At 72.9% G+C, this 13520-nt stretch carries 14 protein-coding genes; 9 read left to right on the top strand and 5 right to left on the bottom strand.

Annotated features, from left to right (window positions below; all coding sequences use genetic code 11):
- Window positions 1-236 precede the first annotated feature (236 nt).
- Window positions 237-569 (bottom strand): hypothetical protein, encoded by a 333-nt coding sequence (locus IF20_RS25345; RefSeq protein WP_052867642.1) that lies wholly within the window; start codon window positions 567-569, stop codon window positions 237-239.
- A gap of 326 nt (window positions 570-895) precedes the next feature.
- Here IF20_RS25345 and IF20_RS25350 point away from each other — a divergent pair, with 326 nt between their 5' ends.
- Window positions 896-1573 carry an MOSC domain-containing protein gene (locus IF20_RS25350; protein WP_052867643.1) on the top strand — a complete coding sequence of 226 codons (678 nt, stop codon included), beginning with the start codon at window positions 896-898 and terminating at the stop codon, window positions 1571-1573.
- A 30-nt stretch (window positions 1574-1603) separates the two neighbouring features.
- Here IF20_RS25350 and IF20_RS25355 read toward each other — a convergent pair whose 3' ends face one another.
- Together IF20_RS25355 and IF20_RS25360 are read right to left on the bottom strand one after the other, a co-directional pair.
- The gene (locus IF20_RS25355; RefSeq protein WP_052867644.1) at window positions 1604-2497 is read right to left on the bottom strand and encodes an SDR family NAD(P)-dependent oxidoreductase; all 894 of its coding nucleotides are present in this window, start codon (window positions 2495-2497) and stop codon (window positions 1604-1606) included.
- An 87-nt stretch (window positions 2498-2584) separates the two neighbouring features.
- Complete coding sequence (locus tag IF20_RS25360; RefSeq protein WP_052867645.1) at window positions 2585-3610, bottom strand: AraC family transcriptional regulator; 1026 nt, start codon at window positions 3608-3610, stop codon at window positions 2585-2587.
- Between the two features lie 104 nt (window positions 3611-3714).
- Here IF20_RS25360 and IF20_RS25365 point away from each other — a divergent pair, with 104 nt between their 5' ends.
- Genes IF20_RS25365 through IF20_RS25375 form a run of 3 tightly spaced genes read left to right on the top strand, consistent with a single transcriptional unit; the run spans window position 3715 to window position 7180 of the window.
- Window positions 3715-5358, top strand: coding sequence for a flavin-containing monooxygenase (locus IF20_RS25365; RefSeq protein ID WP_110944534.1), 1644 nt, complete (start codon window positions 3715-3717; stop codon window positions 5356-5358).
- A complete protein-coding gene (locus tag IF20_RS25370; protein WP_110944535.1) occupies window positions 5355-6332 on the top strand; it encodes an alpha/beta fold hydrolase in 978 nt (325 codons plus the stop codon). Before IF20_RS25365 ends, IF20_RS25370 begins: the two co-directional genes overlap by 4 nt.
- A gap of 8 nt (window positions 6333-6340) precedes the next feature.
- The gene (locus IF20_RS25375; RefSeq protein ID WP_052867646.1) at window positions 6341-7180 is read left to right on the top strand and encodes an alpha/beta hydrolase fold domain-containing protein; all 840 of its coding nucleotides are present in this window, start codon (window positions 6341-6343) and stop codon (window positions 7178-7180) included.
- A gap of 80 nt (window positions 7181-7260) precedes the next feature.
- On the opposite strand, the gene IF20_RS25380 is transcribed toward IF20_RS25375, so the two are convergent.
- Complete coding sequence (locus IF20_RS25380; RefSeq protein WP_052867647.1) at window positions 7261-7731, bottom strand: DUF6194 family protein; 471 nt, start codon at window positions 7729-7731, stop codon at window positions 7261-7263.
- A 45-nt stretch (window positions 7732-7776) separates the two neighbouring features.
- On the opposite strand from IF20_RS25380, the gene IF20_RS25385 reads away from it, so the two are divergent.
- Window positions 7777-8538 carry a MerR family transcriptional regulator gene (locus tag IF20_RS25385; protein ID WP_052867648.1) on the top strand — a complete coding sequence of 254 codons (762 nt, stop codon included), beginning with the start codon at window positions 7777-7779 and terminating at the stop codon, window positions 8536-8538.
- A 6-nt stretch (window positions 8539-8544) separates the two neighbouring features.
- On the opposite strand, the gene IF20_RS25390 is transcribed toward IF20_RS25385, so the two are convergent.
- Window positions 8545-9312: a PIG-L deacetylase family protein gene (locus IF20_RS25390; RefSeq protein ID WP_052867649.1), complete on the bottom strand. Its 768-nt coding sequence runs from the start codon at window positions 9310-9312 to the stop codon at window positions 8545-8547.
- Between the two features lie 447 nt (window positions 9313-9759).
- Here IF20_RS25390 and IF20_RS25395 point away from each other — a divergent pair, with 447 nt between their 5' ends.
- From IF20_RS25395 to IF20_RS25410, 4 genes are all read left to right on the top strand, one after another.
- The gene (locus IF20_RS25395) at window positions 9760-10512 is read left to right on the top strand and encodes a GntR family transcriptional regulator (RefSeq protein ID WP_052867650.1); all 753 of its coding nucleotides are present in this window, start codon (window positions 9760-9762) and stop codon (window positions 10510-10512) included.
- A gap of 261 nt (window positions 10513-10773) precedes the next feature.
- Window positions 10774-12465 carry an APC family permease gene (locus IF20_RS25400; RefSeq protein WP_052867651.1) on the top strand — a complete coding sequence of 564 codons (1692 nt, stop codon included), beginning with the start codon at window positions 10774-10776 and terminating at the stop codon, window positions 12463-12465.
- A 267-nt stretch (window positions 12466-12732) separates the two neighbouring features.
- Window positions 12733-12912: an SPOR domain-containing protein gene (locus tag IF20_RS25405; protein ID WP_052867652.1), complete on the top strand. Its 180-nt coding sequence runs from the start codon at window positions 12733-12735 to the stop codon at window positions 12910-12912.
- A 51-nt stretch (window positions 12913-12963) separates the two neighbouring features.
- Window positions 12964-13374 carry a (deoxy)nucleoside triphosphate pyrophosphohydrolase gene (locus IF20_RS25410; protein ID WP_110944537.1) on the top strand — a complete coding sequence of 137 codons (411 nt, stop codon included), beginning with the start codon at window positions 12964-12966 and terminating at the stop codon, window positions 13372-13374.
- The last annotated feature ends 146 nt before the right edge of the window (window positions 13375-13520 follow it).

Below are 13520 nucleotides of genomic sequence, written 5' to 3' on the forward strand. Positions count from 1 at the left end.
CTGACCGTCGCGCGCCGTGATCACCTGCTCCAGCCGCGCGATCACCGTCTGGATATTGCCCTGCGCATCCGCCGACGCACCCGTGTCGTACGAACGACGGTCCTGACCCGCAGCACCCATCAACACTCACTCCCCGTAAGTTCCATCAGCTCGACGCCCCGGCTGCCGGGGCCCGTCGAAGGATCGAAGGGTCAACGGCCCGTCCCGGTGGGAGGGCGGGCCGGACTCCCTGTGGCTCAGCGGCCGCCGAAGCGCGCCGCGTCGAAGTTGGCCGCCGACATCTGCTGGCGGGCGTTGTCGCCGTGCTCCTGGTCACCCGAGCTGAACGCCGAGTCCATGCCCTTCTGGCCGCCGAGGATGGCCGACAGCGAACTCTGCAGCGACGCGGCGATCTCGTCGGAACGGGCCTTGAACTGGTCGAAGGCCGCCTTGCCCGAACCGTTGAACTTGCCCTCCAGCGGCGCCGCGGCATCCACCAGCTGACGGATCAGCCCGCCGAGGTCCTCGCTCGACCCCCGCGACTTCGTCTGCAGCGTCGACAGCGTCTGCGCTCCCATGTCGAACTTCATCTGGCTCCCCCTGCCGGGCTGGACGGCTAAATAAGCGGAGTCATGTCTATCAAGACGGTATGGGCGGTGCAATCGAGGGCCAGGGGGCGTAGCTCTCCTGTGACATGAGCGGTACGGGGTCGAAAGTGCCTAATGGGGACATGTCCGGAGTGGAGAGGCTGTTCTGCGTGTGGCTGCCGGGCGGCACGGTGTCCCGGACCGTAACCGGAATGTTCGGCCTCGCCGTGAGCCCCTGGAGACCCTGCAATTCCTGGCGGCCCGGGAGTCCGGGCCGTGGAGCGCCGGGCGGCGCCGGGAGGGGGCCTGCGGCGGCATAGGTTCAAGGCATGCAGATCCTCAGTGTGAATGTCGGGGCGGCGAAGGCGGTCGAGTACACCGACGCGCCGTCCGGGACGACCGGTATCGACAAGCGGCCGGTGTCCGGGCCCGTGCGGGTGGCGGCGCCGGGGCCGGCCGGGGTGGGGGCGAGCGGGGTGGCCGGGGACGCGGTCTGCGACCTGCGGTTCCACGGGGGTGACGACCGGGCCGTCTATGCGTTCGCCCGGGAGGAACTGGACGACTGGGGGCGGGAGTTGGGGCGGACGTTCGCCGACGGGGCGTTCGGCGAGAACCTCACCACCGTGGGCATGAACCTGCGCGACGCGCTCGTCGGCGAGCGGTGGCGGATCGGGGATGAGGTCGTGCTGGAGGTGACCGGCGGCCGGATCCCGTGCCGTACGTTCGCCGGCTGGCTCGGCGAGAAGGGCTGGCTGCCGCGGTTCACGCACGCCGGCTCGCCGGGGGTGATGCTGCGCGTCGTACGGCCCGGGGAGTTCCGCGCCGGGGACCCGGTCGAGGTGGTGAGCCGGCCCGCGCACGAGGTGACCGTCGGGCGGCTGTTCCGCGCTGTGACGACCGAGCGCACCGCACTGCCGGACGTGCTGGCCGCCGCGCCGTGGATGGAGCGCGAGCAGCTCGAGATCGCCCGCACGTACACGGCGAAGTACGGCGGTGGGGAGCGGTGAGGCGGCGCGTTGCGCGCGGCGCCCCGCCCGTTACCGGCCACTCCTGACCCGGCCGCCCCTCGCCCCGCGTGCGGGCCGGACCGTGGCGGCTGAGGAGCGGAGGCGGTCCAGGACCGTCATGTACGAGGTGGGGAAGAGGCGGGACAGCAGATCGGGGACGACGGCGGAGGGGGCGATGAGGAGGCGGGCGCGGCGGGTGCGGACGGCGGCCAGGATCTGTTCGGCGGCCTTGTCGGCGGGGTAGGACAGCAGCTTCGCGAAGCTCTCCTTGCCCGCGCGGGCCTCGGCCTCGGTGGTTCCGGCGGCCAGCCGGGCGGTCTCGGCGATCCGGGTGCGGATGCCGCCGGGGTGGACGGTGGTGACCCCGGTCGCGCGGCCGGCCAACTCGTGGCGGAGGGATTCGCTGAAGCCGCGCAGGCCGAACTTGCTGGCGGCGTACGCCGTCTGGCCGGGCGGCGCGATCAGCCCGAAGACGCTGGAGACGTTGACGATGTGGCTGCCGGGCGAACGCAGCAGGTGCGGGAGGAAGAGGCGGGTGAGGGCCACCGGGGCGCGGAAGTTGACGGCCATGACCCAGTCGAACTCCTCGGCCGTCACCTGCTCGAAGCGACCGCCGAGCGCCACCCCCGCGTTGTTGACGAGCAGGGTGATCCGCGGGTGCGCCGCGGTGATGCGGGCGACGAGCGCGTCCAGCCCCGCGGTGTCCGCGAGGTCGGCCACGTGGGTGTCGACGGGCAGGGTCGGGCGGTCCTCGGCTATCCGGTCGGCGACGGCGGCCAGCCGGTCCGCGTCCCGGTCGATGAGGACCAGGCCGCTGCCGCGTGCGGCGAGACCGTACGCCAGCTGCTCGCCCATGCCGCTGGCGGCTCCGGTCAGCACGGCGGTACCACCGGCGAAGCGGTAGGGCGCGAGGGCGGCGGGCATGGGCTCCTCCAGAGGTCGCTGGGCTGTCCGGGCGCACCAGTCTGCCGGGCGGCGGCCCCGCAGAACTTGACCGTGCGCGACAGAGACTCACCGCTGCCCGGCATCGGCCTCCGCGCCGCCCCTTCGCACCTCGGTGGGCGGCACGCCCCACCACCGCCGGCAGCAGCGGGTGAGGGCCGACTGTTCGGAGAGGCCGAGGAGGGCGGCGATCTGGGTCATGGGGAGGGCGGTGCCGGTGAGGTAGTGGCGGGCGGCCTGGCGGCGCGCGTCGTCGAGGATCGCCGCGTACGTCGTGCCCTCCTCGCGGAGCCGCCGCTGGAGGGTGCGCGGGTGCATGCTGAGCAGCCGGGCCACCGCGCCGATGTCCGGCGGCGCCGTACCCAGCGACTGCTGGACGGCGCCGCGCACGCGGGGGACGAGGCCGGCGCGGTCGTCCGGTGCCTGCTCGGCGAGGAAGGCCAGTGCGAGCCGCCGGAGGTGTTCGTCGCCGCCGGCGAGCGGCCGGTCGCCGAGGCTCTTCGGTACGCGGAGCAGGGCGGCGGGGCGGTCGACGCGTACGGGGGCGCCGAAGAACTCCTCGTGGACGGAGAGGGGCGCGGCGGGGCGGTACGGGAGCTCGACGGTGCGCAGGCCGTAGGGCCCGTCGACGAGGAACCGGATCGCGCGGTGCAGGAAGCCGAGGCCCAGGTCGGTGCCCTGGACGGGGGCCGGCAGGCCGGGGTGCGGGCCGTAGCGCAGGGCGGCGATGCCGGGGGTGCCGTACGGGTCGGGTTCGAGGGTGAGGCTGAGGGCCTGCGCGTGCACGAAGAGGTAGCGCGAGGTGCATTCGAGGGCGTCGGCGACGGTGGGGGAGTGCTGGATGGCCAGGGCGAGCGCGCCGAGCATGCCGAAGTCCTGGCGGGTCGCGACGCGCAGGCCGAGGTCGGGGCGGTCCAGTCCGGCGGCCGCCAGCTCCAGCACCCGGGTCATGGCCAGGTCGTCGACGAGCAGGTCGTCGGTGTCGAGGGCCGCGACGGGGAGCCCGGCGGCCCGGGCGTACTCCTCGGCGTCGCCGCCCAGCTCGGCGACCGTGGCACGGAAGCCGCGCAGCCCGGCCGATCGGATCACCGACATGGCGGCCCGGACGCGGTCGTGCTGCTCGCTGACATGTCGTTCAGGGTCAAATACGTGTCGTACGGAGTCAAGAACGCCGGGGTGCCGTTCCGCAGACTGGGACCATGACGATTTCCGCCGGCTCGCAGCCGATCCCCGAGCGCCCGGCCTCCCCGCGTCCGGATTCCGCGGGCGAGGCCGCCGAGCGCCCGCTCCCCGCGCACCTCGACGTCGTGATCGTCGGCGCCGGACTGTCCGGCGTGGGCGCGGCCTACCGGCTCCGGACCGAGTGCCCCGGCCGGTCGTACGCGCTCCTGGAGGCCCGCGAGTCCATGGGCGGGACCTGGGACCTCTTCCGGTACCCGGGCATCCGCTCGGACTCCGACATGTTCACGCTCGGCTACCCCTTCAAGCCGTGGCGGGACGCGAAGTCCATCGCCGACGGGCCCTCGATCCTGCGGTACATCAAGGAGACGGCCGCCGAGTTCGGCATCGACCGGCACATCCACTACCGCACGAAGGTGGTCTCGGCGGACTGGTCGACCGCGGACGCGCGGTGGACGCTGACCGTGGAGCGGCGGCCGGAAGGCGCGCCGGGAGAGCCGGTACGCACCACGCTGACCTGCGACTTCCTGTACTCCTGCGCGGGGTACTACGACTACGAGCGCGGGCACGCGCCGGACTTCCCGGGCATCGGGAGCTACACCGGGACGGTCGTGCACCCGCAGTTCTGGCCCGAGGACCTGGACCACACGGGCAAGCGCGTGGTCGTCATCGGCAGCGGGGCCACCGCCGTCACGCTCGTGCCGGCGATGGCGGGCCGGGCGGCGCGGGTCACGATGCTGCAGCGCACGCCCACCTGGATCAGCGCCGTGCCGGGCCGGGACAGGATCGCGGACAAGGTGCGGAGCGCGCTGCCGGCAGGCGTGGCCCACCGCGCCGTCCGTACCAAGAACATCCTCTTCGGCATCGGTTTCTACCAGTTCTGCCGTCGCCGCCCGCAGGCCGCGCGGAAGCTGCTGACCCGGCTGAACACCCGCGTCCTGAAGGACGAGCAGGCGGTGCGGGACCACTTCACGCCCTCGTACAACCCCTGGGACCAGCGGCTGTGCGCGGTTCCGGACGCCGACCTCTTCAAGGCGCTGAAGCAGGGCCGGGCCGAGGTCGTCACCGACCACATCGACACCTTCGTGCCCGAGGGCATCCGGCTGAAGTCCGGGAAGGTGCTGGAAGCGGACGTCGTCGTCACCGCCACCGGACTGCAGCTGCTCGCCTTCGGAGGCATCGCGCCGCGGGTCGACGGGGAGCCGGTCGAGCTGTCCCGGCAGTTCGTGTGGCGCGGCGCGATGATGACCGGCGTACCGAACTTCGCCGTCTGCATCGGCTACACCAACGCCTCCTGGACGCTCCGCGCCGACCTCACCTCGCGGCTGGTGTGCAAGGTCCTGAACTTCATGGACCGCAACGACTACGCGGCCGTGGTGCCCGAGCCGGGCGGGCCGCTCGCCGAGCGCCCGCTGCTCGACCTCGCCGCCGGGTACGTCAAGCGCTCCATCGACGCCTTCCCGCGCCAGGGCGACCGCGGCCCGTGGAAGGTACGCCAGAACTACGTGCTGGACGCCGCCACGACGATGCGCACCAACCTCCGGCGCACGCTGCGGCCCACGCCCCGCGCGGCGGTGCCCGGCAGGCGGCAGACACCGGATCGCGCGCCCGGGCACGCGCCGGGCCGGACGCCGGCGCACACGCCCGCCGAGGCCACCCGGTGACCGCCGCCGACACGACGTACGCGGACGTCGGCGGGCACCCCGTCCGGGTACGCGTCAGCGGCCCCGCCGCCGGCCCGCCGGTCGTGCTGCTGCACGGCATCGCCCGCAGCCTGGAGGACTGGCAGTTCAGCCACGACCTGCTCGCCGCGCGCGGGTACCGGGTGATCAGCACCGATCTGCCTGGCTTCGGGCTGACCCGCCGCATGAAGGACCGCGCGGGGCTCGCCGCCTTCGCGCGGGCCGTGGTCGGGGTGCTCGACGCGCTGGGCGAGCGGCGGCCCGTGCACCTGATGGGCAACTCGCTCGGCGGCGCGGTCGCCATGACCGTCGCGACGCGCCACCCGGACCGGGTGGCCACCCTCGTGCTCGCCAACAGCGCCGGCTTCGGGCGCGAGGCCAACCTCTCGCTGCGCTCGATGGGGTACGCGGTGCTGGCCGCGCTGCCCGGGGTCGGGAAGCGCTTCCGGGCGCGGGCCACGGAAGCCGGCATCCAGGTCAACCGGGACCTGTTCCACGACCCGCGGCACGCCACCGAGGAGATGATCCGGCACGCGGGGAAGGTCGGCCGGCAGCCGGACTTCCGGGCCACGTTCACCGCCACGCTGCTGAGCCTGGGCGTGCCCGTCCTCGGGTCGTACCCCGGCTGGCGCCGCACCCTCCTCGCCCGGACCGCGGCGGCCCGGGTGCCCACCCTGGTCGTCTGGGGCGACGCGGACCGGGTCCTGCCGGTGAAGCACTTCCACGCCGCGGTGGCCGCGCTGCCGCACGCCCGGAGTCATCTTTTCCCGGCCACGGGGCACATGCCACAGATCGAACGGGCGGCTGAATTCGTCGCGCTGGCGGCGGAGTTCCTGGACACCGCGGCGGGCCGCGCGAAGGATGCCGTCGAGGACGCCGCCGGGGCGGACACCGGGGCCGCGCCCGTGGCGGAGGCGCCGGACGGGGCCGCGGCGAGAGGGACGGCGAAGGGATGACGTGACGGATGGCGGGGACGCGGGAGACCACTGCGGAGGCACCGGCCCCGGAGGCCGCACCGGTCCCCGCCCCGTTGCGCGCCCGCTACGCGGTCACCCGCTCGGTGGTGGCGGGGTGCCCGGTCCTGCGGCTCACCCCGCGGCGCGGGGCCACCGGCCGCCACCTGCTCTACACGCACGGCGGCGCGTACGCCTTCCCGCTGCAGGAGCCCCACTGGTGGCTCCTCCAGCACGCCGCCAAGGACACCGGTGTCACCCTCACCGTCCCGCTCTACCGGCTCGCGCCCGAGGGCGACGCGCGGCAGGCGTACGCCCTGCTCCGCGAGGTGTACGAAGGCCTGTGCGCCGAGTCGGGGCCCGGCGCCGTCACGCTCGCCGGCGACTCGGCCGGCGGTGGCCTCGCGCTCGGCCAGGCCGTCGCGTACCGGGACACGGGCGCCGGCCGGGCCCGCCAGGTGCTGCTGTTCTCGCCGTGGCTGGACCTCACCATGTCCCACCCCGCGCTGCCCGCCCTCGAACCGCTCGACCCGCTGCTGCGCACCGACGACCTGATCGAGGCGGGGCGGCTGTGGGCGAACGGCGCCGACCCGCGCGACCCGCTGCTGAGCCCGCAGTTCGCCGACGTGACCGGACTGCCCCCGGTGCACGTCTTCCAGGGCGGCCGGGACCTCTTCGCCGCCGACGCGCGACTGCTGGCCGAGCGGCTGGCGGCGGCCGGCAACGGCGGGACGTTCACCTTCGAGCCGGCGGGCGAGCACGTGTATGTGAGCGCCGTGTGGACACACGAGTCGCGCCGCTCGCTGGCAACGGTACGAGGACTGCTGCGGGACGCGCCCCGCAGCGCCTGACGCAACGTCAACTCAGGTCAGCTCATGTCAACTCCTGTCAACTCATGTCGATTCATGTCGATTCATGTCGAATCGTTCTGTCAGTCCGGTGACCGCCCCGGTCCGTGCCGCCGCTCGAACCGGGTGCGGGCGGCGTCGTGAGCGCCGCGCAGGAGGCGTACGACCGTGTCCGTCGTCTTCCCGCCGGGGTTGACGACGGACACCCAACCGAGCGCGCCGTACAGCGGATGGGGCAGCACGCTGTCGGCGGCCGTGTGGTCGCGGGGGCGGCCGTCACCCGGCTCCTCCCCGGTGAGCTGCCGGAACACCGCACGGCCGACCTGGACGTTCACCCGCCAGCGGCCCGGAGGATCGAGGTCGGAGGCCTCGTCGCCGGGGTAGTTCTTCGTGACGATCGTCCCGTACGGCTGAACATTCCGGGGCACGCGGCCGTCGGGGGCGTAGTAGAAGAACGCGTCCCCCCACGCGAGCTCGGGGAAGTCGCCGCCCGGCGCCGGGAGAACCACGAGCGCGCCGTCGAGGCCCCGCACGATCGCGATGATCTGCTCCATACTCATGGTTCAAGCATCAGCTTCAAGTGCTTATGTGGGGTCGGCATGACGGACGAGCCGGCGGACGGTCCGCTCCGGACGGCCGACGTCGCAAGAGAGACGGGGTACTCGGTACAGCAGGTGCGCGACCTGGAACGGCTGGGGGTCCTTCCCCCGGCCCCCCGATCGGGCAACGGCTACCGCTCCTACGCGCCGGTCCACGTGCACGCCCTGCGGGCGTATCGCGGACTCGCAAGTGCCGTCGGGCCGGTCGCGGCCCGGCAACTGCTCCCGGAGCTGCGCACCGCGACACTCGCGGAGGCGGCCTCGGCGGTCGGCGCGGTCCACGTCCGGCTCGCGCGGGAGCGCGACGAGGCGCTGCGCGCTCAGCAAGCGCTGCGTGCGATCAGCGCCGAGGCGGACGTTCCCGGGTGCGACCGGGAGACCGACGCGATGACGATCACGGAGCTCGCCGCGGCGCTCGGAGTACGCCCTTCGACCCTGCGCTTCTGGGAGCAGGAAGGGCTCGTCAGCCCCGAGCGGGTGACGTCGTTGCGCGCCCGTCGCTACGGTCCGCAGGCCATCGGGGCGGCCCGCATCGTCGCGGCCCTCCGCGGCAGCGGTCACGGCATCCCGGCGGTGCGCGAGATCATGGGCTCCCTGCACCGGCTCGACGGCCTGGAAGAGACGCGGCGCATCCTGCAGCAGCGGCTCGACCGGATCGCCGCACGCACCGTGGCGCTGCTCCTCGCGAGCGCGGACCTGGCGGCCGTCGTCACGTCAGTGGAGGAGACGACGGCCACCCGGGAAGGCCGGCGGCGTTCCTGAAAGCGCTCAGCGCGGGAACACCTCGAAGGTGACGGCCGGGCGGCCGTGGTGGCGGTCGCCCGCCGTTCGGAGCATCCGCTCGATGAACTCGCGGGCGTACGCCTCCGGGTCCTCCGTCCCGCTGCCGAGGCCCTTGATGTAGGTGCGGTGCTCGGCGAGCGAGGCGACGGCGCGCTCGATGCCGGGGCCGACCTCGACGGCGTGCGTGGGGTGCGGCGAGCCGGCGACCGCCACCCGGCGCACGCCGTTCCAAGGCGCGAGCCCGTGTTCCGCGAACAGTTCGGGGAAGATCCAGCGGTTGCCCGCGTCACCCGGCGCGTCCAGGACCGCACGCCCGACCACCCGGTGGTCGGGCGTGTTCCAGTGCACGCCGCCCCAGGTGTCGTGGTGGTTGATGGTGAGCAGCAGCTCCGGGCGGTGCCGGCGGATCGCCGCTGCCAGGTCGCGGCGGAGCGGCAGCCCGGCCTCGATGACGCCGTCCGGGTGGCGCAGGAACTCCACGTTCTGCACGCCGACCGCCGCCGCGCTCGCCCGCTGCTCGGCCTCGCGGACCACCGCGCACTCGTCGGGGCCGAGCCCGTCGATGCCCGCCTCACCGTGGGTGACCAGCAGGTACGTGACCTCGCGGCCGGCGTCCGTCCACTCGGCGACCGCCGCGGCCGCGCCGTATTCGAGGTCGTCGGGGTGGGCGACGATCGCCAGGGCGCGCTCCCAGTCGTCGGGCAGCGGGGCGAGTCCGGCCGGGCCGGAGGCGGTGGGTTCGGGTGCGGGCACGGGGGCTCCTTTCCCGGGACGGCGCACGCGTGCGCCGACTCCCTGAACGGCGTGCGGACGGCGGCGTACGCCTGCGCCGATCCTCCCATGGGGCCCTGGGGAGATGGCCGGAAACCGGCCTGTGCGGCGCGGCCGATCCTCGCCGGTCGCAAGGGGGTCACGGGAGGGGCGAATGGTGCGGATGCGGCTGCACTTGAGGACGCGTGTGCGGATGCACATGCGGAAGTGAGGAGAGGGAGGACGCGGGAGGCGCGTGAGACGAGCCGGGGCCGGTCGCTCGCGGGAGCGCCGGCGCGCGTCCGGGGTGCACGCCGGGGCGCGAACGACCTCGCCCGTATGCCTGCTGAGCTGCGTTTCATCACATCGGGTGAATAGCTGGCCCAGGCTTGCGGGTGACAACGGTGGGTTGCCACGCTGTTGCTGACTGTCAAGCCCTTGGGAGGGCATGTGCCTTTCGGTGAGCAGCCCGCGTACCTCCGCGTCGCCGGTGACCTGCGTCAGAAGATCGTCGACGGTGTGCTGCCGCCGCACACTCGCCTCCCCTCACAGGCCCGTATCCGCGAGGAGTACGGCGTTTCGGACACCGTCGCGCTGGAGGCGCGCAAGGTGCTGATGGCCGAAGGACTGGTGGAGGGCCGCTCGGGATCGGGCACGTACGTCCGGGAGCGCCCCGCGCAGCGCCGGGTCGCCCGCGCCGGCTACCGCACCGGCGCCGGCGCGACCCCGTTCCGCCAGGAGCAGTCGGACGAGAAGGTCAAGGGCACCTGGGAGTCCAGCAGCGAGCAGGACGAGGCGAGCGAGGCGATCGCGGACCGGCTGCGCATCAGGCCGGGCGAGCGGGTCATGCGCACCCACTACCTCTTCCGCACCGAGGGCGAGCCGATGATGCTCTCCACCTCCTGGGAGCCGCTGGAGGTGACCGGGCGGACGCCGGTGATGCTGCCCGAGGAGGGGCCGCTGGCCGGGCGCGGCGTGGTCGAGCGGATGGCCGCCATCGACGTGATCGTGGACAACGTCGTCGAGGAGGTCGGGGCGCGGCCGGGACTGGCCGAGGAGGCCATGGCGCTGGGCGGGGTGCCGGGCCACACGGTCCTGGTCGTCTCGCGGACGTACTACGCGGGTGGCCGCCCCGTGGAGACCGCCGACGTGGTCATGCTCGCCGACCGGCACCGGGTCGCGTACCACCTGCCCGTGAAGTGAGGAGGCCGGCAGGCGTCGCAATGCGCCGCAATGCCCAACTTCCGCCGCTCACCGTGCGTACCGGCACGTAACATCCCGCTCGGGCACTCCCTTCTAGGGATATTTGTCCGCATTTGCCGGGCGGGCGGTGATGTTGAAAAACTCACACCCCCTCAGTGGACAGGGGTATTTGACCCAACCTTGGATTCTGATCTTCCGTTTCGCTTTTACGATGGCGAAGTTTGTGCACGGCCGTGGGGGAAGATCAGGAGACCAAGCACGTTGAGCACGCCGAAGACCTCGAGCGCGGAGCAGGGCTCCCACTCGAACTACCGCAGGTCCCTCGGGACCATCGCCCTGACGGCCACGGGACTTGGGTCGATCATCGGCTCCGGCTGGCTGTTCGGGGCCGAGCGGGCCGCCGCCATCGCCGGCCCTGCCGCCATCCTGGCCTGGGTCATCGGCGCGATCGTCGCCCTCACCATCGCCCTCACCTACAGCGAGCTGGGCGCGATGTTCCCCAAGGCCGGCGGCATGGTCCGGTACGGCCAGTACTCGCACGGCTCGCTGGCCGGCTACCTCGCCGCCTGGGCCAACTGGATCGCGATCGTCTCCGTCATCCCCGGTGAGGCGACCGCGTCCGTCCAGTACATGAGCTCGTGGGAGTTCGACTGGGCGCGGGCGCTGTACGACGGCAAGGAGCTGACCGGCTCCGGCGTCGCGGTCGCCAGCGTCCTGCTGATCTTCTACTTCTTCCTCAACTGGTTCGCGATCACCCTGTTCGCGAAGACCAACACCGCGATCACGGTCTTCAAGGTCGTCGTGCCGATCATGACCGCGGGCGCGCTGATGCTGGCGCACTTCGACACCAGCAACGTGAAGCACTTCGGCGGCTTCGCGCCGAACGGCTGGAGCGCCGTCTTCACCGCCGTCGCCCTCTCCGGCATCGTCTGGGCCTACAACGGCTTCCAGTCCCCGCTGAACATGGCGGCCGAGGCGCGCAACCCCGGCAAGTCGCTGCCCAAGGCGGTCATCCTCTCGATCGTCATCGCGCTGGTCATCTACCTGGCGCTGCAGGTCGCCTTCCTGATGGGCGTCCCGGCCGCCGACCTCACCAAGGCCGGCAGCTGGGCCGGGCTCGGCTTCAACTCCCCGCTCGCCGACCTCTCGCTCGCCTGGGGCCTGAACTGGCTGGCGATGCTGCTGTACGCGGACGCCTTCATCTCCCCGTCCGGCACCGGCATGATCTACGCCGCCACCACCTCGCGCATGATCCACGGCGTGCAGGAGAACGGCCACCTGCCCGGCATCTTCGGCAAGGTCGACAAGAAGACCGGCGTGCCGCGCCCGGCCCTGGTCCTCAACCTGGTCATCGCGTTCCTGTTCCTCGCGGTCTTCCGCGGCTGGGGCTCGCTCGCCGAGATCGTCTCCATCGCGACGGTCATCTCCTACATCACGGGCCCCGTCGCCGTGATGTCGCTGCGCCGCCTCTCGCCGGACCTCAAGCGCCCGGTCAAGCTGCGCGCCATGCCGGTCATCGCGCCGATCGCCATGGTCTTCGGCTCGCTGGTCCTGTACTGGGGCCGCTGGCCGCTCACCGGCAAGGTCATCCTGATCATGGCCGTCGGCCTGCCGGTCTGGGCCTGGTACGAGCTGCGCAAGCCGTGGGCCGAGCTCAAGCCGCACCTGAAGGCCGGCGCCTGGGTGGTCGCGTACCTCCTCGTCATGGCCGCGGTGTCGTACTGCGGCGGCACGGAGTTCGGCGGCCGCGGGTTCATCCCGCAGGGCGTGGACCTCGCCGTCGTCGTGGTGCTCGCGCTGGCGTTCTACTACTGGGGCGTCCGCAGCTCCTGGCGCAACCCCTCGCTCGTCGAGGCCGAGACCGAGGCGCTGGCCGCCGCCGAGCGCGAGGCGGCCACCGACGGTGACGGCGAGGGCCGCGGCCCGGCCGCGAAGGTCGGCGCCGGCGTCTGAGCCGCCGCCCGTACGCCGCCCGGCCGCCCGGCACCTCTCGGTGCCGGGCGGCCGGCTTTTCCGGTCTCCGGAGCCGTCCGCCCGCGACGCGAGTGAGGCAGGTACCCGCATGTGGACGGTGGCATGGCCGGTTCGGTGTCTCTTTGTGCAAAGACGTATCCGGTGCGTGAAGGTCGGGCGTAGGCTCGGGCATATGCGGAACGGGTTTTCGGTGTTAGTGCAGGAGGGGCGCGCCACCGCGCGCAGGACGGCGGACGGAGGAGCGCGATGACCGACAGTGGCGTTGTACTGCCGTGGCTGGTCATCCGCGAGGACGACAACGGCAACCGCTACCGCGTCGGCCGGTACGCCACCCGCGCGGAGGCGGAACAGGTCGCCGACCGGCTCGACGACCGGCGACATCAACGGCTCTACGTGGTCGAACGGGTGGACCGCGCCACCGCCTGAGGCCCCAGGGCCCGGCGGGGGAGGGGAGGACGGCCGCATAGGCTGCGGCGCATGAGTGCGGTGCGTGTGGTGGTCGGCGGAGCGGTACTGGACCAGGGGCGGCTGCTGGCCGCGCGGCGGAGTGCGCCGCCGGAGCTGGCCGGCCGCTGGGAGCTGCCCGGGGGCAAGGTCGAGGCGGGTGAGACGCCCGAACAGGCGCTCGTGCGGGAGCTCCGCGAGGAGCTGGGCGTGGCGGTGGAACCGCTGGCGCGCATTCCCGGGGAGTGGCCGCTGAAGCCGGGGCTGGTGCTCCAGGCGTGGACCGTACGGCTGGTCTCCGGTACGCCGCGGCCGTTGCAGGACCACGATGAGCTGCGCTGGCTGGCGCCCGGCGAGGAGGAGGCGGTGGACTGGCTGGACCAGGACCGGCCGGCCGTGGCGGAGGCCGTGCGGCGGCTCGTGAGGCAGGGGGCGCTCGACTGATCGGCTACGCCGTTCGCGCCACGATGCACCTTGATGACCCTCTTGGGGCGATAACCGAACCCTGATATCGGGTATGTGCTGATTAACCCCCCTCAAAATACACAAACCGCCGGGGGCGCACCGGGCTGGGGAAGTGATCGGCGTGA

It is taken from the genome of Streptomyces niger (genome assembly GCF_000718305.1).
Taxonomy (GTDB): Bacteria; Actinomycetota; Actinomycetes; order Streptomycetales; family Streptomycetaceae; genus Streptomyces; species Streptomyces niger.

What these genes read in the sequence shown, in the direction of transcription:
- IF20_RS25345 (WP_052867642.1), bottom strand. Translation starts at nt 569, where the DNA reads ATGAAGTTCGACATGGGAGCGCAGACGCTGTCGACGCTGCAGACGAAG.
- IF20_RS25350 (WP_052867643.1), top strand. Translation starts at nt 896, where the DNA reads ATGCAGATCCTCAGTGTGAATGTCGGGGCGGCGAAGGCGGTCGAGTAC.
- IF20_RS25355 (WP_052867644.1), bottom strand. Translation starts at nt 2,497, where the DNA reads ATGCCCGCCGCCCTCGCGCCCTACCGCTTCGCCGGTGGTACCGCCGTG.
- IF20_RS25360 (WP_052867645.1), bottom strand. Translation starts at nt 3,610, where the DNA reads ATGTCGGTGATCCGATCGGCCGGGCTGCGCGGCTTCCGTGCCACGGTC.
- IF20_RS25365 (WP_110944534.1), top strand. Translation starts at nt 3,715, where the DNA reads ATGACGATTTCCGCCGGCTCGCAGCCGATCCCCGAGCGCCCGGCCTCC.
- IF20_RS25375 (WP_052867646.1), top strand. Translation starts at nt 6,341, where the DNA reads ATGGCGGGGACGCGGGAGACCACTGCGGAGGCACCGGCCCCGGAGGCC.
- IF20_RS25380 (WP_052867647.1), bottom strand. Translation starts at nt 7,731, where the DNA reads ATGGAGCAGATCATCGCGATCGTGCGGGGCCTCGACGGCGCGCTCGTG.
- IF20_RS25385 (WP_052867648.1), top strand. Translation starts at nt 7,777, where the DNA reads ATGACGGACGAGCCGGCGGACGGTCCGCTCCGGACGGCCGACGTCGCA.
- IF20_RS25405 (WP_052867652.1), top strand. Translation starts at nt 12,733, where the DNA reads ATGACCGACAGTGGCGTTGTACTGCCGTGGCTGGTCATCCGCGAGGAC.
- IF20_RS25410 (WP_110944537.1), top strand. Translation starts at nt 12,964, where the DNA reads ATGAGTGCGGTGCGTGTGGTGGTCGGCGGAGCGGTACTGGACCAGGGG.